Origin of the sequence: Colwellia marinimaniae, assembly GCF_002207865.1 — a bacterium.
Lineage (GTDB): Bacteria > Pseudomonadota > Gammaproteobacteria > Enterobacterales > Alteromonadaceae > Colwellia > Colwellia marinimaniae.
This window is the reverse complement of sequence record NZ_BDQM01000036.1, coordinates 20,559-38,838: the sequence shown is the minus strand read 5'-3', so window position 1 is coordinate 38,838 and position 18,280 is coordinate 20,559. Positions and strand designations below refer to the sequence as shown.

14 protein-coding genes and 1 pseudogene are annotated in these 18,280 nt (G+C 39.4%); 9 read left to right on the top strand and 6 right to left on the bottom strand.

Annotated elements, in window-relative coordinates:
• Nucleotides 1-479 precede the first annotated feature (479 nt).
• From gltX to MTCD1_RS15675, 3 genes are all read left to right on the top strand, one after another.
• A complete protein-coding gene (gene gltX, locus MTCD1_RS15685) occupies nucleotides 480-1,892 on the top strand; it encodes a glutamate--tRNA ligase (protein ID WP_057180541.1) in 1,413 nt (470 codons plus the stop codon).
• Between the two features lie 42 nt (nucleotides 1,893-1,934).
• Entirely contained in the window at nucleotides 1,935-3,284 is a 1,350-nt protein-coding gene (locus tag MTCD1_RS15680) for a DEAD/DEAH box helicase (protein ID WP_057180543.1), read from the top strand.
• A 289-nt stretch (nucleotides 3,285-3,573) separates the two neighbouring features.
• Entirely contained in the window at nucleotides 3,574-4,221 is a 648-nt protein-coding gene (locus MTCD1_RS15675) for a pseudouridine synthase (protein WP_057180545.1), read from the top strand.
• Nucleotides 4,222-4,264: 43 nt separating this feature from the next.
• Here the strand turns inward: MTCD1_RS15675 and MTCD1_RS15670 are convergent, their stop codons facing one another.
• Nucleotides 4,265-4,588: an HNH endonuclease signature motif containing protein gene (locus MTCD1_RS15670; protein ID WP_057180546.1), complete on the bottom strand. Its 324-nt coding sequence runs from the start codon at nucleotides 4,586-4,588 to the stop codon at nucleotides 4,265-4,267.
• 218 nt (nucleotides 4,589-4,806) lie between these two features.
• Here MTCD1_RS15670 and MTCD1_RS21835 point away from each other — a divergent pair.
• A pseudogene (locus tag MTCD1_RS21835) lies at nucleotides 4,807-5,047 on the top strand (IS110 family transposase); the annotation flags it as partial.
• Nucleotides 5,048-5,196: 149 nt separating this feature from the next.
• Here the strand turns inward: MTCD1_RS21835 and MTCD1_RS15665 are convergent.
• The 3 genes from MTCD1_RS15665 to MTCD1_RS15650 all read right to left on the bottom strand — a co-directional run bounded on the left by MTCD1_RS15665 (nucleotide 5,197) and on the right by MTCD1_RS15650 (nucleotide 8,662).
• Entirely contained in the window at nucleotides 5,197-5,403 is a 207-nt protein-coding gene (locus MTCD1_RS15665; protein WP_057180547.1) for a cold-shock protein, read from the bottom strand.
• A 723-nt stretch (nucleotides 5,404-6,126) separates the two neighbouring features.
• Nucleotides 6,127-6,984 (bottom strand): 23S rRNA (adenine(2030)-N(6))-methyltransferase RlmJ, encoded by an 858-nt coding sequence (locus tag MTCD1_RS15655; protein ID WP_057180597.1) that lies wholly within the window; start codon nucleotides 6,982-6,984, stop codon nucleotides 6,127-6,129.
• 85 nt (nucleotides 6,985-7,069) lie between these two features.
• Nucleotides 7,070-8,662 (bottom strand): ABC-F family ATPase, encoded by a 1,593-nt coding sequence (locus MTCD1_RS15650; RefSeq protein WP_057180549.1) that lies wholly within the window; start codon nucleotides 8,660-8,662, stop codon nucleotides 7,070-7,072.
• A gap of 289 nt (nucleotides 8,663-8,951) precedes the next feature.
• Between MTCD1_RS15650 and MTCD1_RS15645 the strand changes: the two genes are divergently transcribed.
• The 4 genes from MTCD1_RS15645 to MTCD1_RS15630 all read left to right on the top strand — a co-directional run bounded on the left by MTCD1_RS15645 (nucleotide 8,952) and on the right by MTCD1_RS15630 (nucleotide 12,558).
• Nucleotides 8,952-9,290, top strand: a complete 339-nt coding sequence (locus tag MTCD1_RS15645; RefSeq protein WP_057180550.1) for a hypothetical protein — start codon at nucleotides 8,952-8,954, stop codon at nucleotides 9,288-9,290.
• Nucleotides 9,291-9,483: 193 nt separating this feature from the next.
• Nucleotides 9,484-9,840 carry a response regulator gene (locus MTCD1_RS15640; RefSeq protein WP_057180552.1) on the top strand — a complete coding sequence of 119 codons (357 nt, stop codon included), beginning with the start codon at nucleotides 9,484-9,486 and terminating at the stop codon, nucleotides 9,838-9,840.
• Nucleotides 9,841-9,870: 30 nt separating this feature from the next.
• Entirely contained in the window at nucleotides 9,871-10,494 is a 624-nt protein-coding gene (locus MTCD1_RS15635; RefSeq protein WP_057180553.1) for a chemotaxis protein CheC, read from the top strand.
• A 9-nt stretch (nucleotides 10,495-10,503) separates the two neighbouring features.
• Nucleotides 10,504-12,558 (top strand): ATP-binding protein, encoded by a 2,055-nt coding sequence (locus MTCD1_RS15630; protein WP_057180555.1) that lies wholly within the window; start codon nucleotides 10,504-10,506, stop codon nucleotides 12,556-12,558.
• Nucleotides 12,559-12,867: 309 nt separating this feature from the next.
• Here the strand turns inward: MTCD1_RS15630 and MTCD1_RS15625 are convergent, their stop codons facing one another.
• On the bottom strand, nucleotides 12,868-15,165 hold the full coding sequence (locus MTCD1_RS15625) for a YgiQ family radical SAM protein (RefSeq protein WP_057180557.1): 2,298 nt from the start codon (nucleotides 15,163-15,165) through the stop codon (nucleotides 12,868-12,870).
• 537 nt (nucleotides 15,166-15,702) lie between these two features.
• Here MTCD1_RS15625 and MTCD1_RS15620 point away from each other — a divergent pair.
• On the top strand, nucleotides 15,703-17,604 hold the full coding sequence (locus MTCD1_RS15620; RefSeq protein ID WP_057180559.1) for a DUF885 domain-containing protein: 1,902 nt from the start codon (nucleotides 15,703-15,705) through the stop codon (nucleotides 17,602-17,604).
• Nucleotides 17,605-17,720: 116 nt separating this feature from the next.
• Here MTCD1_RS15620 and MTCD1_RS15615 read toward each other — a convergent pair whose 3' ends face one another.
• Nucleotides 17,721-18,212, bottom strand: coding sequence for a hypothetical protein (locus MTCD1_RS15615; protein WP_057180561.1), 492 nt, complete (start codon nucleotides 18,210-18,212; stop codon nucleotides 17,721-17,723).
• Between the last annotated feature and the right edge of the window lie 68 nt (nucleotides 18,213-18,280).

The window sequence follows — 18,280 nt, the reverse complement described above, 5'->3', positions numbered from 1 at the left end:
CGATTAGCTCAGTTGGGAGAGCACCGCCCTTACAAGGCGGGGGTCACTGGTTCAAGCCCAGTATCGTCCACCACTTTATTGTTATTTAACTATGAAAGTAAATAGCAATAGCAATGTTTATGATTCGAAAAGCTTCAAGCCCGCTCTTATCAAGAAACATCCACCACTCTTAATACCTTTCTTTATATTATATATTTTTACAAGCTGTGCAGATTTACTGATTCAAGTCCACTATTTTATTAAATACTCTCTACCTGCTAATTTTTATCAGCCGCAGATATCTGCTAATAAAGAGAAATTTACCAGTGTATTTTAAGCACTGTCATTGTTTTCAAAGATAAGCTATTTAATTACATCAAAGTGATGAATTAACTTACCCTCAGTGGTAAAATGCCGTCAATTTTTTAGACTTACCTTACTGATGCCATGTTCTTTCGACAATCAAAGTACGGCTTTAGTTACTTTATATTGAGACTTTTATGACTTTAACAACACGTTTTGCCCCAAGCCCAACAGGTTATTTACATGTTGGTGGTGCTCGTACTGCCTTATATAGCTGGTTATATGCCCAAAAAAATGGTGGTGATTTTATACTTCGTATCGAAGATACCGATTTAGAGCGTTCAACCCAAGCTTCAGTTGATGCCATTATGGATGGTATGAACTGGTTAAATCTTAAGTGGACTCATGGTCCCTATTTTCAAACAGAACGTTTTGATCGTTATAAAGAAGTCATCGAACAACTACTTGCCTCGGGTAATGCGTATCGTTGTTACAGCACAGCGGAAGAAGTTGATGTGATGCGTGAGGAAGCTAAAGCGAAAGGCGGTATTGAAAAATACAATGGCTTATGGCGTGACCGTACTGACCACCCAACAGATAAACCTTTTGTTATTCGTTTTAAAAATCCGCTTGAAGGCGTCGTGGTAATTAAAGACATAGTTAAAGGTGACATTACCATTAGTAATGAGCAGTTAGATGATTTAATCATTGCGCGCTCTGATGGTACACCAACATACAACTTAACTGTGGTTGTTGATGACTGGGATATGAAGGTTTCTCATGTTGTCCGTGGTGATGATCATATTAGTAATACCCCGAGACAAATTAATATTTTTCGTGCTTTAGGTGCCCCTGTACCTGAATATGCCCACCTGCCAATGATTTTAGGTGAAGATGGTAAGCGTTTATCTAAACGCCATGGCGCTGTTAGTGTGATGCAATATCGCGATGATGGTTACTTACCTGAAGCGCTGCTAAACTATTTAGTGCGTTTAGGTTGGTCACACGGCGATAAAGAAATATTCTCTCGTGAAGAGATGATTGAGTTATTTGATTTAAAAGATTGTAATCGTGCACCGTCTGGTTTTAATACCGATAAACTTATCTGGGTAAACCAGCACTACATGAAAACCTTAGACCCTGCTTATGTTGCTGAGCACTTAGCGTGGCACATGAAAGAGCAAGGGATTGACACCACTAAGGGGCCTGCTTTAGCTGATATTGTTAAAATTCAAGCAGACAGAGTGAAAACTCTGAAAGAAATGGCTGAAATTTCACGTTATTTCTATGAAGACTTTACCGAGCTTGATGCAAAAGCGGTTAAAAAACATTTACGTCCAGTGGTTAAAGAGCCAATGTTATTAGTAAAAGAAAAACTAGCGGCATTAACTGATTGGTCACCAGAGCCTATTCACGCCGCAATTAACGATACTGCAGTTGAATTAGAACTTGGCATGGGTAAAGTTGGTATGCCACTGCGTGTTGCGGCCACAGGCGCCGGTAACTCACCATCACTTGATATTACTTTAGCCTTGTTAGATCAAAAGAAAGTGTTAGAGCGAATTGATCAAGCCTTAGTGCTTGTTGAAGCAAGAATTGCTGCGAGTTAATGACCATTTTAAACACGTTAAATAAATGTAGGAGAGTGCCTAGTGCAATTTAGTGATTTTGGTTTAGACAGATGTTTAATAGATACCGTTAATCATCTTGGTTTTAGCGAGCCAACACAAATTCAGCAACAGGCGATTCCTGCGGCAATGGCGGGGCATGACTTAATTGCTTCATCGAAAACTGGCTCAGGTAAAACGTTAGCTTTTATCCTGCCAGCGATACAAAGGTTAACTAAAAACCGTGCTTTATCTAAGCGTGATCCACGGGTAGTTATTTTAACGCCAACACGTGAATTAGCTAAGCAGGTCTTTAGTCAATTACGTTTGTTTACTGCTAATACCCAATTTAAGGCAGTGCTGATTTTAGGCGGTGAAAACTTTAACGACCAAGTGAAAGTGTTAGAGAAAGACCCGCATTTTATTGTCGCCACCCCGGGTCGTTTAGCGGATCATTTAAAGCAAGGTCATTTCTATTTAAATGGCTTAGAGCTGCTTATTTTAGATGAAGCCGATCGCATGCTGGATTTAGGTTTTAGTAAACAGCTCACGCAAATAAATAATGCTGCCGATCACCGTAAACGCCAAACCTTATTGTTTTCAGCAACCTTAGACCATGCGCAAGTGAATGACTTTGCCAAAGAGTTATTAAAAAAACCGAAACGTATTGCCATAGCATCAGCTCATACCGAACATGAAGATATTACCAAACGTTTCTTTTTAGCAGACAATCTCAGTCAAAAAGAAGTACTTTTACAGCATTTCTTAACGACAGAAATTTCCCAGCAAATCATTATCTTCACGGCAACACGAAGTGATACTGAACGTTTAGCTACTATGTTAACCAAGCAAGATCTTAATGCGGTCGCCTTAAGTGGTGACTTAAACCAAGGCCAACGTAATCAAATTATGGACAGTTTTGCTAAAGGTAAACACAAGATATTGGTTACCACAGATTTAGCTTCACGTGGCCTTGATTTAATCAATGTTTCGCATGTGATTAACTTTGATATGCCAAAACATGCGGAAGAATTTGTCCATCGTATTGGTCGGACGGGTCGTGCAGGAAGCAAAGGGGATGCGATTTCATTAGTCGGGCCAAATGATTGGTTAAGCTTTAAAAACGTTGAAGCTTTCTTGCAGAAAAAAATAAGCTTTACTAAAGTTGCTGGTATTAAAGTCAAATTTAAAGGCTTAAAACCGAGAAAAGAAAAAGTGGTTAAAGCTAAAGTGACTAGCACGATAGAGCAAAAACCGCTTGCTAAGAAACCGAGAAAAGTCATTAAGAAGACATTTCTTGATATAGAAGATGCTGGCGCCATGAAAATTATTAAGCGTACGAAAGCATTAACACCTGAGCAAATTGAAAATTCGTCCAAAAAAGAACAGGATTAGCATTTTTCGCTAATAAAGAGAAAAGGCAACTTCGGTTGCTTTTTTTATACCAAAAATAACGTGTTTTGAGTAAGTTAGCATTATGTTGGCAGTAAGTTGGACATAAGTTGGATTTATTCTACTCGAGCCAGCTATGCCGACATCGAAATCCCCGCAAATAAATGACTTAGAAGCTATAAAACCGTGGTCAGTTTCACTCAAGCATAACACTTAGCAGACGCAGTGCATCTAACCCCGACTAACGGTATAATGTGATACCAGTCAGACTTTACCAGCAAAGCTATGTTTAATGCCAACCACTAACCCAACCACTAACCCAACCAGTTTAACAGAGCTCGCTGAGCCAAACCAAGATCAGCAGCACCAACACTTCAAAATATTTAAGCCATATGGTTTTTTAAGCCAGTTTTTACCCGAAGCACGAAAGAAGAAAAACCTGCTAGGTGAGCTATTTAACTTTCCCGAGAAAACGATGGCGATTGGCCGATTAGATCACGACTCTGAAGGCTTATTGTTACTGACAACCGACGGTATGATGAGCTACAAAGTCAGAGACAAAGCTATAGAGAAAGAGTACTACGTGCAAGTTGATGGCGTGATCACGGTAGAAGTCATGTCACAGCTGCAAAATGGTGTTGAGATTGCTATTAATGGCACTAAATATCTAACCCTGCCTTGTAAAGTGTTCAAGTTAGACGGTGAGCCACAACTGCCCACTCGTGGTCGTAAAATTCGCGATTCGAGACATGGCCCTACTAGCTGGATATCTATCACTCTGTGTGAAGGCAAAAATCGTCAGATAAGAAAAATGACGGCGGCTGTGGGCTTTGCCACATTAAGACTGGTAAGAGTTCGGATTGGCGACATCCATATAGATAGCTTGATTGCCGGTGATGTTGTTACGCTAGCTAATTTTGACGGCGCACTTAAGCGCTAATGCCAAGCACAGCGGCTGTGGTAAGGCTGACTGAGGTGTCTTGTTAACTGTATCTCTCTAATCGCTTTGAGGCTTTTTGTGCTATTTCGAAACTTGATCCGATTTTTCTGTATAATTCATTAGGGTGGAAGCCTTGAGGATATTCTTCACCATTACTGTGATGATAGCTCTCAGCCATCTTGTGATGCTCAGGACAGAGAGAAATACCATTTTCCTTAATATAGCCACCAAATGGCATTAGATTTCTTTCCGTAATGTGATGGACGATCAAATTGTCAGTCTGTCGACAGAATACGCATTTATTTCTATCCCGCTTAAAGACAGAGTCCCTGAAGTTTTGACGTACCTGTTTTTTGTTGCCACTCATAGAACCTCCCCAATTTGTAACCTCCAATATTCAGTTAACGCCCTAATAATGACTTTAAGAAAAGTAACTAGTTTATTGGTAGCACATGTATAGCGTTTTGATTTGAAAATTTATTGTTTAAAGAATAACACCAAAATGTCTGTTAATACCACAATATAGTCTTTTACACCTGATTCATACCATACTTATATTGCTTCAGGTCAGTGCTCTACATTCCTCGCCAGTCCTTTATTGAATGGACATCAAAAACGTTTATTCATCATATTGGGCTGGAGTATACTCGGTGCAACAAGGTCAAAAAGGAAACTCACATCAATCAGCAATTAGAATTTTATCCTTTTAATGGCTCATAATTTATGGATCAGAATACTGTTTCGATGTTGGCAGACAAGAAAACGCTATAGTGAAGCTAAATATCTGAAGACACTGAGAGATAGAAAATCACCTTTATTATTGTGAGAAAAGGTTGGCTAAAAGACTCAGGACGTGAAGAATAAATTAGGGGGGGTAGGTGGTGAAGCTAATTTGGATTGGTTTTTCTATCGATAACAATGAAGTAAGTGAGTGCGTGTAACGCATCCGCTTACATCATTGTTATGTGCTACGGTTTAAACAGCAACAACTTTATTTGCACATGGACCTTTCTGTCCTTGACCTACTTCGTATTCAACGGCTTGACCATCAGCCAATGTTGCATATTCACCGCCTGATTGAATTTCTGAATGATGAACAAACAAATCTTTACTTCCGTCTTCTGGAGTAATGAAGCCGAAACCTTTATCTGAATTAAACCACTTAACTATACCTTTACTCATAACGTTCTCTTTATTTTTGGTGAAAAATATAATTCTGATTTGCTATCACCATTACAAAATCAGATTTTGAATTTAATTAAGCCACTTTAAGCTGCAACTTGTATTGCGGATTAACGATGTTTACCTTTTTTATTTTTCACACTAGCCACCTTTCGCGCAATAACAAGTAACTCAGATGAAATATCATCGGCTCGATCTTTTATTAATTAGCTCATATCACCCGATGAAAATAGTAAACCTCGCTCAGGTTTTATGCCTAACGATGGAATGAAATTTTTTGTTTTACCCGTACTACCAGTATCAATATAGTAAAAAAAGTTTCTTCATTAAAGCTCTGAAGCACTTTTTTGAAGATAATAACTTGTTCGGTAATTGATTTTATTTGAGACTATAACGTTTCAACTAATTCCGGCAATATTTGAAGATGGTTTAATTACGTAATTTAGCTCTTATAGGCTTATCGTGACAATGTCGAAAGGCACTCACTTTACCGTTGCAGCAAATCAGCATTAACCATCAGGTTAAAACATCATTGTACAGTGAAAAGAAGCGAGTAAATAGTCTTTAGACTTCTTATACTTTGTTAAATACTAAATATGTAAGGCAGGGAGCTTCAATCCCAGCATTAATTAGCATGTTAGCTGAGAGCCATCAACAATTTCCCGATGTTTTTTATAGTAGCCATAGTTTTAACCGTATTTACCCATAGCTGATTAAGCGACGTTACTCGGCAATAAGTTGCTTAAGGCTATAATGGCTATCATTACTACCTAATTTAGTTTTCATATAAGGTAATATTTCTTCAAGTTGGGTCGTTAATTGCCATGGCGGGTTAACAATAAACAAACCAGTGCCGGTCATGCCATATTCGTCAGTATCCGCTGTCATGCAAAATTCAACTTGCAGCACATTTTTAACCGCACTTGCTGTGAATGCTTGCTGCATTTCTTCAACTAGCTCACGCTTAACCACAGGATACCAAAGAATGTAAGTACCAGTAGAAAACTTAGCATAGGCCTTGATGATGGTCTTGACCGCTTTTTGATAATCTTCTTTAAGCTCATAAGGCGGATCAATAAGTACTACACCACGGCGACTTGGTGGTGGTAATAAGCCGAGTACACCTTTATAACCATCAGACTGCTTAACAAATACTTTACGCCAGCGCTGACAAAAATCTTCTAAGTGTTTAATATCCGTTGGGTGTAATTCAAATAAATGACTGCTGTCTTGGCGACGAACAAAGGCTTTAGCTATGCCAGGAGAGCCAGGATAAACCTTAAGTTCACTACTTGCTTCGCTATCAGGACTGAGGTTAAGGCGGTTGATTAGCGATAAATAAGGTGCAAGTGCTTCAGGTGCATGGTCATCGTTAATTATCTTGGCAATACCGTCTTTATACTCCCCCGTTTTTTGCGCATACTCTTCGGCCAATTGATACATGCCCGCGCCAGAGTGACTATCTATATAACAAAAGCCTTTTTCTTTACGAGTCATATAATCAAGTACCAGCGATAAAACACTGTGTTTGAGTACATCGGCAAAATTGCCAGCATGAAAAGCGTGACGATAACTAAGCATAAAAAATATCTTCTTCAGTAGGCGCGGTTTTAACCGCGCAAATAAGGGGGTAGCAATATTTAGCGCGACTGAAGTCACGCCTACGTTATGCTTGGCTAGCTAAGTACTCATCATAAGTACCGGCAAAGTCGATATAACCGTCTTTGGTTAATTCAATAATACGAGTGGCGATAGTTGAAACAAACTCTCGGTCATGGCTAACGAATAAAAGCGTACCCTCATATTGCTCTAACGCCATATTTAATGATTCTATGGATTCCATGTCCATGTGGTTGGTTGGTTCATCAAGCAGTAAAATATTAGGCTGTTGCATCATTAACTTACCAAATAACATCCGACCTTTTTCACCACCGGATAACACTTTAATTGATTTTTTAATGTCATCAGCGGAGAACAGTAAACGCCCTAAATAGCCACGAATCGCTTGCTCGTCATCAGTGGGTTGACGCCACTGGCTCATCCAGTCAAATAAGGTCATGTCATTTTCAAACTCAAATTCATGATCTTGTGCGTAATAACCAATATTTACATTTTCAGACCAAGTAAACTCACCTGAATCTTGCTCATAAGCGACTTCGTTCATTAACATACGTAAAAAGGTTGTTTTACCAATACCATTTTCACCAATAATAGCGATGCGTTCACCTACTTCAATTAATAATGAAATATCTTTAAGAATATGATTACCATCAAAGCTCTTATTTAGTTTCTCAACTACAAGCGCATTACGGAATAATTTCTTTTCTTGCTCAAAGCGAATAAACGGGTTACTTCGACTGGATGCTTTCACTTCTTCTAACTGAATTTTATCAATGCGCTTAGCACGAGAGGTGGCTTGTTTTGCTTTAGACGCGTTAGCTGAGAAACGCGCCACGAAGGCTTGCAGTTCGCCAATTTGTGCTTTTTTCTTGGCATTATCTGATAATAAACGTGCTCTTGCTTGAGTCGCTGCCAACATGTATTCGTCATAGTTACCCGGGAAAACACGTAGCTCACCGTAATCTAAATCGGCCATATGGGTACAAACACTGTTCAAAAAATGTCTATCATGAGAAATGATGATCATGGTTGAATTACGTTCATTTAACGTTTCTTCTAACCATTGGATAGTGTGAATGTCCAAGTTGTTGGTTGGCTCATCTAATAATAAAATATCAGGATCTGAAAATAGTGCTTGAGCAAGTAATATACGTAACTTAAAACCCGGCGCTATTTCACTCATTAAACCGTAATGTTGCTCTACTGGGATACCCACGCCAATTAACAACTCACCAGCACGAGCTTCTGCGCTGTAACCATCCATTTCGGCATATTCAGACTCTAAATCGCCTACTTTCATGCCATCGGCTTCGCTCATTTCAGGTAAAGCATAGATGCGGTCACGTTCTTCTTTAACTGCCCAAAGTTCGGTATGACCCATAATTACGGTGTCAATCACGCTGTAGTTTTCAAAGGCGAATTGGTCTTGACTTAATTTACCTAAACGTTCACCGGTATCAAGGGTAACATTGCCACCGGTTTGCTCTAAATCACCACCTAATATTTTCATAAAGGTAGATTTACCACAACCATTGGCGCCAATTAAGCCGTAACGATTACCGTCACCAAATTTTTGTGAGATGTTTTCAAACAATGGCTTAGCGCCAAATTGTTGGGTTATGTTATTTGCTGATAGCATATGTGTTCCGTCGAATGTTGAGGTTTACTGAGTCAAATGTGCCAGTAATTTTACCGATAATTACCGAACAAGACGTAGTTACCGGACAAGTAATACGCGCGATTATACACTAGTGTTTAAAAGCCGCATACGATAATTTCCAGATTAGCTATGTTCAAATAAACTAGTTTATGGATATGTAACCTTAGGGCTATTTCAGCAAAACTAATATATTCACATATAATATAAAGATGGATAAAATACTTTCAGGGATGATTTTACTGCTCGACGTTGAATAAGAGGTAGTATTATGAAAACACTGATAAAGTTTCTCTATTTAAGCCTATTTGTATTTTTTGCTATTAGCTCAAAGCAATTAAGGTTCGCTGGAATTTATAGCCAAGCGCGTTTTATCAATATAGCTAAGGAGGTCGGGCTAAAGTTATCTTCAGATAAAGCCGCATGGCTAACCGCTAAAATAGTGCTCAAAGTAAAAACGTTAAAAGCCTTTATGCAAAGCCAAGATAACCCTGATCCTAGCCATGAAAAAGCGGTGTCATTAACGGATGACGTTAATGATCTTGTTGAAGCACTAGTTGTTGAAAACAAAAGTAGCTATATCTATCGGTGTTTTGTCCGGTTTACCTAAAATTAATGCCTAGAATAAAAGCCAATTTTTATGCATAACGCCATAAGTCACTTTTCAATGGTTCACCTCACAAGGTCTTTATCTTTAAGGCTAATGACGCTATTTTTATTGATTAGCTTGATAAAAACCAAGTCCCTGCATAAGCTTTCTAGCAACTTTATGCTATTTCAGGATTTAACGTTTAGGGGGCACAATGAGTAAAACAATTTTAGTGGTTGATGACAGCATAGTTTCACGCATGATGATAAAAACAATTATAGAAGCCCATGTAAAAGGGGTGGATATTATTGAAGCTGGTAATGGCGAGCAAGCACTCGACAAAGTAGCTCAAGGTAAGTCGATTGATATCGCCTTTGTTGATTACAATATGCCGGGCATGACCGGACTTGAGTTAATCAGTGCTTTAGCGGATAAGCTGACCATTCCAAAAATCGCTTTACTGACCGCAAATATTCAAGATGAAATCAAAGCTCAAGCATTAGCGGCTGGAGTAACATTTATGAATAAACCTATTGATGAAGAGGTTATTGCAACTTTTTTACATAACTAGCAGTAAGAATAACAAACGAGTATTTATTATATGCCAGATAAATTGACTCCCCTTGAAATAGACGCTTTAACGGAAATTTTCAATATTGGTATTGGTCGAGCTGCTAGATCCTTGAATCAAATGGTTTCACAAACGGTTGACTTAACTATTCCTGAAATCGAGATATTACCCAATAATGAGGCTAAACAAAGGCTTGATTTTGATACTTCTATGGAAATTAGTGCCGTTACCCAACGTTTTTCCGGGGACTTTCAAGGGCAGGCTTTATTAATGTTTAGTAAAGATAATGGTTTGCAGCTGGTTAAGTTATTACTTGGTAATAAAATACCGATTGAGGACTTATCAGAGTTAGAGCAAGATTCTTTAGTTGAAATAGGCAATGTTATCTTAAATGCTTGTTTTGGTACTGTGATTAATTTTTTACAAGCGTCTATCTCAATCGATATGCCTGAGTTTATCCAAGGCAATCTTGATCAGGTTTTTACCTACAGTAGTGAATACGACTGGTCACTGTATATTAAGGTGAAATTTTCTTTACCCAGTGTTGATATTACCGGGTATATTTCCTTTATTATGGATATTACTTCATTAGAAGTTTTTCAAGAATCAGTGCGGAAATTTGTTTATGGAATCACGAATGCTGCTCACAGCTAAGGTGATGATATGGCAACGTTAAGCAATGATATTCTTTATGCCTCCTTAAACCAGCTTTCTGTTGGCATTATTATCATTGATGAGCAGCAAAGGTTAGTCTTTTTTAATCAATGGGTAAGTGATTATGCCGGTAAGTCCTTAGCTGAAAATCAAGGTAAATATTTAGGCTTGGTATTCAACAAGTATCAAGACTCCCGGCTGAGTGATGCCTGTGAGTCTGCTTTGACCTTGGGTTTACCGGCAAGACTATCAAATACCTTTAATCCGACACCTTTACCACTTTATCAAAAAAATGCTTTGGGCGATGAAACTGCCTTAATTCAACAACAAATTAGTGTTAAAAAAATTGCGGTTGAGTCAGCAAGCCCTCTTTGCCAAATAGTCATTGATAATGTTACCCATACGGTTAAAAAGGAGCAAACCTTACAAAAATTAGCCGATGAAAATAAGCTTCAGCAGCAAAAGGCTGAAGTAGCAAATCGCTCAAAATCTGAATTTCTTGCCAATATGAGCCATGAAATAAGAACACCCATTAATGGTGTACTTGGCATGCTAACGTTATTAGCGGATACTGAGTTAAGTAAAAATCAACGCCATTTCTCAAAACTTGCTCGGGTTAGCGCGGAAACCTTATTGCATTTAATCAACGATATATTAGACTTTTCTAAAATTGAAGCAGGTAAGCTGGAGATTGAAAAAATAGTATTTAATCTGCCTGACTGCATCGTTGAAACGGTACAAGCTATGGCTATTAAAGCACAACACCAAGGTCTTGAAGTTATTATTGATACCACAGCGTTGACCGAAGGCTTGGTCGTGGGCGATCCTAGCCGATTAAAACAAATAATGACTAACTTGCTAAGTAATGCGATTAAGTTCACCGATAAAGGTGAAATTAGTATTACTGTTACCGCGCAAGAGGACAGCTCAGCAGGTGTTAAATTAGTGGTTGTTATTGCAGATACTGGCATAGGTATCCCCGCAACAAAATGTAGTGGGCTTTTTCATGCGTTTACTCAAGCTGACGCCTCGACCACCAGAAAATATGGCGGAACAGGATTAGGACTGACTATCGTTAAGCAGTTATGTCAATTGATGGGTGGGAATATAAAGGTTAATAGTCAGTTGGGACAGGGCAGTCAATTTACTTTTCATCTAAGCCTAGGGAAGAGTGGACAATCAATAAAGCCGTACCAAGGTTTTAGCGAGCAGCCTATTTTATTAATTGACGGTAATGAAAAAAGTGGACTGAGCATTAGTAAACAATTACAGCTATGGGGGCTTAATGTTGTGATGAAAACAGCAACAGATGCAGCAATCATCATGGGTGATGAAATTGTAAATAATGATTTTTCCGTCATTATACTTGATAGCAATTTAGGTAAAGTGGCACTGGATCATATTGCTAATTTATTGCGGAAAAATAATAAACTAGGCTCGAAAACCGTGCCTATTATTATGCTGACCTCAATGGCTCATAGCTGTACTGAAACAAACAGCATGCTTTTGACCTTGGACCATGCTGGCAACACCTATCAGTTAGCAAAACCTATAAGTGCGGCCATGTTTTATCAAGTATTAACGAGCGCTTTTGCTAGTGAAAACCGCAAGTCAGCCCAGGGCGATTTACCGGTGAGCCCCGCAAAAGAGCAACCAAAAAATAATATCAATAAACAAGCAAGAATACTCTTGGTTGAAGATAATAGAATTAATCAAGAAGTTGCTTTAGGGCTCTTACGTATGATGGGCCATAGTGCGGATGTTGCTATCAATGGTGTACATGCGTTGGAGCTAATATTACAGCGGCAATTTTCGCAGCCGTATCAGTTAGTGTTAATGGATTGTCAAATGCCGAAAATGGACGGTTATCAAGCGACGAAAACTATTCGCTCTGACGAGGCCTATCAGCATGTTAATCAGGTGAGTATCATTGCCATGACGGCAAATACCATGAGCGGTGACCAGCAAAAATGTTTGGATTCTGGTATGAATGATTATTTAGCCAAGCCGATTAATCCACAATTATTAGCAGAAAAAGTAGCCTTTTGGCTCGCTAAGGCGTAGGTAACCTATATACCCGTGACCAATCAAAGTGCAGGGTTTCAGTGGGAATTAAAATGGCTTTAGGCAAGGAGAATCATTTAAGCATAGTGCATTCTATGGTTTGATTATTTAACGCGGTATAAAGTCATTTTAAACCCATCGAAGAAGCGTTTGAGCAACATCACTTCATCGTTGCTGTAACTCATAATGGAACAACCATTATTTCATCACAGCGCCTTGAATTGAAATTGCTCAAGCACTCTGAAACATGCCTCTTGAATGGTCACGGGTATATTTGTGATTATCTACAGCCCGAGCGCTAAGGTATACTTACTTCGGGTTTTTCCTATCATCAAACTGATTGTCTGAAAAACGCGTCAAGCCTTTTTTGTGTGTTGGCGTTTTCTTATTTTTACCATAGCCTGATTTAAGACGATTTTGACCTGGACTGGTTTTAAATCCTTGTGCGTTGTTTTTCCCTTGTCGGTTTCTATTGGCTAGTTGCTGCTCATTACGGGTCTCTCTGGGAACTAAACAGCTAGGCGCAGAGCCAATCAGTTTAGTTAAGCCCATTTTTGTTAACGCTTGACGAATTTGCGGCCAGTTTACTGGATCATGATAACGCAGCATGGCTTTGTGTAAGCGTCGTTGAATGGTGCCTTTGGGCACGATTATTTTACCATCGTCCTTAGCTAAATTCTTGGTGGTCACGTTACGCAAAGAGTTTAGTCCGGTATGGTATAAGGTGGTGGCATTCGCTAAGGGTGACGGATAAAAATTTTGTACCTGATCTAACTTAAAATCATTTTCTTTTAGCCAAAGTGCTAAATTAACCATATCTCTGTCCGTGGTACCTGGATGAGCCGAGATAAAGTAAGGGATCAAATATTGCTTCTTACCGGCAAGTTTAGAGTAATGATCGAACATTTCCTTAAATTTGTCATAGGTACCCATACCTGGTTTCATCATCTTATCAAGTGGCCCTTGCTCGGTATGTTCAGGGGCGATTTTTAAATATCCGCCAACATGATGGGTTGCTAATTCTTTAATATATTCAGGGTGCTCTATGGCTAAATCGTAACGAACACCCGAAGCGATTAATACCTTTTTAATCCCTTTCACTTTACGCGCTTTACGGTAAAGCTCGATGGTGGGGGTATGATCGGTATCCAAGTGGCCACAAATAGTCGGCCAAACACAAGAAGGTTTACGACAAGTGGCTTCGGCTTTTTCACTTTTACAATTGAGCTGATACATATTAGCCGTTGGGCCACCAAGATCTGATATCACGCCAGTAAAGCCTGGGACCATGTCTCTGATGTTTTCTATTTCTTTGATGATAGATTCATGGGAACGACTTTGAATAATACGTCCTTCATGCTCAGTAATTGAGCAGAAAGTACAACCACCAAAACAACCGCGCATGATATTAATCGATGTTTTTATCATGTCATATGCGGGTATTTTTGCATTACCATAACTTGGGTGTGGTACTCGCTTATATTCAAGATCAAATACGCCATCCATTTCCTCGGTTGAAAGTGGTTTCGCCGGTGGATTTAGCCAAATAAGGCGCGTGCCGTGGCTTTGAACTAAGGGTTTAGCGGAGGTTGGGTTCACTTCTTGATGAAAAATACGCGATGCATGCGCATAAAGAATCTTGTTGTCTTTTACCTGCTCAAAGGTGGGTAAATAAATATAAGTGTTCTCCCAAGGTTTGGACTTTTTCTCCCAGGTCTTATTACGGTAGTCAGCCATTACGATAGGCTGTGCCGTTTTAGTAATATCATTAGCCTTATTTTCCGCCGCCGATTTTGCTTCGTTATCACTACAGCTTTCTGGGGTTATTTCTGCGTAAGGGTTAGGGATGGCGTCAATTTTACCAGGCCGGTCGATATCGCGGGAATCTATGCCTTTCCAGCCGGGCAGTGCCTGATTGGTTAAGAAAGCACTACCGCGAACATCGGTGATGTTTTTAATATCTTCACCGCGAGCAATACGATGAGCAATTTCAACTAATGGCCGCTCGGCATTGCCAAACACTAATAAATCTGCTTTTGAATCGAACAATACTGAGCGACGCACTTTATCTGACCAGTAATCATAATGGGCTATACGGCGTAAGCTGGCTTCAATACCGCCAATAATAACAGGTACACCTTTATAGGCTTCTTTACAGCGTTGAGTGTAAGCGGTTACTGCGCGATCGGGACGTTTACCACCTTCATCATTTGGCGTATAGGCATCATCATGACGCATTCTTCGCTCAGAGGTATATCGGTTAATCATGGAGTCCATATTACCGGAGGTGACACCAAAAAATAAATTAGGCTGACCCAGTTGCATAAAGGCATCTTTTGAATGCCAGGCTGGCTGGGCGATTATGCCAACTCTAAAACCTTGTGCTTCAAGCATACGACCAATAATAGCCATACCAAAACTTGGGTGATCAACATAAGCGTCACCGGTGACAATAATTATATCGCAACTATCCCAGCCTAATATGTCCATTTCTTTTCGCGACATAGGCAAAAAAGGCGCGGTGCCGTAGCACTCAGCCCAGTATTTTGGATAATCAAATAATCCCTGCTGTTTTTTCGATATTATTTGCTGCTTTGCTGAAGTCATATACCATTCCCATTGGGGTTAACCGATTCAAAATTACTGAGCCGCAAAAATTCCAAAATAGTATCACTAAGCAAGTATTACTAAACAGGGAATAGCGGGCGCGGGATTATAGCAGAATTAAAGGGAAAGCTCTAAATTTATAGGGGCGTTTTTAATACCACTTAACAGTCAACTCGCTAAAATAAGGATTGTATAATGTTTACAATCTTAAGCGCATTTGCTCTAATCTAAGTTACTCATATTAAGTTAAGTCATATTAAGTTACATGGCTATGTAGTTAGCTCAGGACGTCGTTGTAAACGTCATCTTCGAAGTCTCTGATCGAAGATCCATTGCTTTTAGAAGCTGGATCCCCGATTAAGAGACCACGGGGATGACGATCCTGAACCATGTACATAGGCATGTTAAGTTAAGTTAAGTTAAGTTAAGTCATATTAAGTCAAAATGATTTAAACAAATTTTTTATCATAAAATAACAAAAATGAGACAAAGTAAAAATAATAAATAATAATTGTGTTAATTATCCTAGAGGAAGCTATGAATAAGAACCTAAAAAACAGCTTACTAGCCAGTGCCATTGTCGCCGCACTTGGCTTGAGTGCTTGTGATAAAGCAAGCGATACTGTAGCCGTAAATAAAGCAACGCCAGCGACAACGTCTACTGAAAAAATGACTCTTCCTAGCGCAGAACAAACCTTAACGGCGCTTTATCAGCAAGCTAAACAAAGCCTTTTTAAACAACGTGCTTTATCAGCGACTATGTATGGTTTGTCTGCACAGGATGTTGGTCAAGCCATTAGTGATAAGATGGAGCTTTATGGCGTTGAAAATGAAGCCAAACTGCGCGCTGATTTATTATCGATATCAAATCAAATTGCCAGCGTTAAGCTTGAAGGGGCTGATATCAAGGCGAAAAATAATCAACAAGTGATGGCTGGGTTAACGCGATATTTTGCCGGGGAGCCAAACTTTAGCGTTGGTTTTATTGATACTTGGATGGGACTTTCACCCTTTATTGTCAATCAAATTAATGGCCCTTTGATTGATATCCCACGAATTATGCAAAACGATCAACCCATTACCACAGAGCAAGAAGCATTAGACTACATCACACGTTTAGCGGCATTTGGCCGTCTTGCCAGTAGTATTATTGAAAAACAAGCTTTTGATGCTGCACAGAACTGGTTACCACCGAAAGTAACGTTACAAGGTGCAATTAAGTACCTTAACGGTTTTACCCGTGTTGCCGCCGACCAGCATACTTTTGTTAGTGTCTTTACCGACAAAATTGCAAAGGTTGACGCCCTTACCGCCGAGCAAAAGCAAGACTTAATACAACAGGTTATTGTGCAAGTTAGTCAGGTGGTTTATCCCGCTTACCAATCGGTAGCAAAAGCCAGCGAACAATTATTAGCTAAATCTCGTGATGAGTCGGGTATATGGGCACAGCCAAAAGGCAGTGATTATTACCGAGATGCGATTAAACAACTAGCTGATAGTGAACTAACGCCAAGTGAAATACATCAAGTTGGCCTAGATGAAGTCGCTCGTATTAGTATTGCTATGGATATCATATTACAAGAGCAAGGTTATAAACAAGGCTCTGTTGGCGAGCGTATGGTAGCGTTAAATGAAGAGCCGCGTTTTTTATATGAAGATTCAAAAGCAGGGCGGGAAGAGCTATTAAGTGATATTAATGGTTATATCACTGAAATTACCACAAAAATGGCTCCTTTTTTTAAAACTACGCCTAGTTATCAAGTTGAAGTCAAAGCCTTTCCTGTTGAGGTACAAGATGGTGCGCCGGGTGGTCAATATACTTCACCGGCTGTTGATGGTAGTAAACCAGGTATTTATTGGATTAACTTGCGTGATATGAAAGCCAATCCTAAGTTTGGTTTGAAAACATTAACCTATCATGAAGCAAACCCTGGCCATCATTGGCAAATAGCCTTGAACTTAGATCAAGCTGAGTTACCTTTTTTACGCAGAATTGCCCCTTACAATGCTTATGCAGAAGGCTGGGCTTTATATAGTGAGCAAGTCGCTTTTGAATTAGGCATGTATGAAAACGATCCCTTTGGTAATTTAGGTCGCTTACAAGCAGAATTATTTAGAGCGGTGCGTTTGGTAGTTGATACTGGCTTACATGATAAACGCTGGACACGAGAGCAAGCTATTAGCTATATGTCAGAGCAAACGGGTACCGCTGAGTCTGATGTTATTGCCGAAATTGAACGTTATATGGCCTGGCCTGGGCAAGCACTTGGCTATAAATTAGGGATGCTAAAAATATTAAGTTTAAGAGAGCAAGCACAAAAACGTTTAGGTGATGCCTTTGATTTAGCCGAGTTTCATGATGTTGTGCTGTTAAATGGCGCCGTGCCTATGGCAGTGTTATCACGAAATGTAAATCATTGGTTAGACAGCAAGTCATAAGTGAACGCATCTAGTCGATAAAAAGCCGTATTGTTGTGAACAATACGGCTTAATTTTAGCTAAGTAAAATAACGGCTATTCGTTATCACACTTGCCGGTATTTTGCTTACTTAAGCTTAGTGGCTGTGTCGATAATGTCTCGTTAGTTCATTTTTACGCAGGTTTTTAAGCAGCACACACTGAGTTTTCCCTAGACGTGCACAGCTATCGAGCTCGGCAATTTCATCGTCTCTAAACGAGGCATTCGACAGGATAACTGCTGAGCAGTTACCTCGACATAAAACACGTTTTATTTGCTCAATATCTAAGTGAGCAGAATGTTTATCAAGTAAGTGCTTCACTTTATTTTTGCCTTTAAAACTAACACAAAGCACTTTCGAAATATCAACACCGTGGGTGTGCGCTAATTGCTCTAAGGATGCTTCTTCAGGGTTAATAAATAATACCCATTTTTTTTGTTGAGTATGTTGCTGACAAATATCGGCATAGAGGCATGACAATTCTTGATGATTGGCCACATTGGCTAGTTTTAACCAAGTCTGCTGTGCAAGGGGAGTATTGAAAGCTTTGTTTATGACATTGCTATTAAGGGTATCGGTGGTGTACATAGTTCTGCCTTGAGTTGGATAATGACGAGTACTGTATGTTTGTACAGTATATGGGTTTTGCTGGTTAT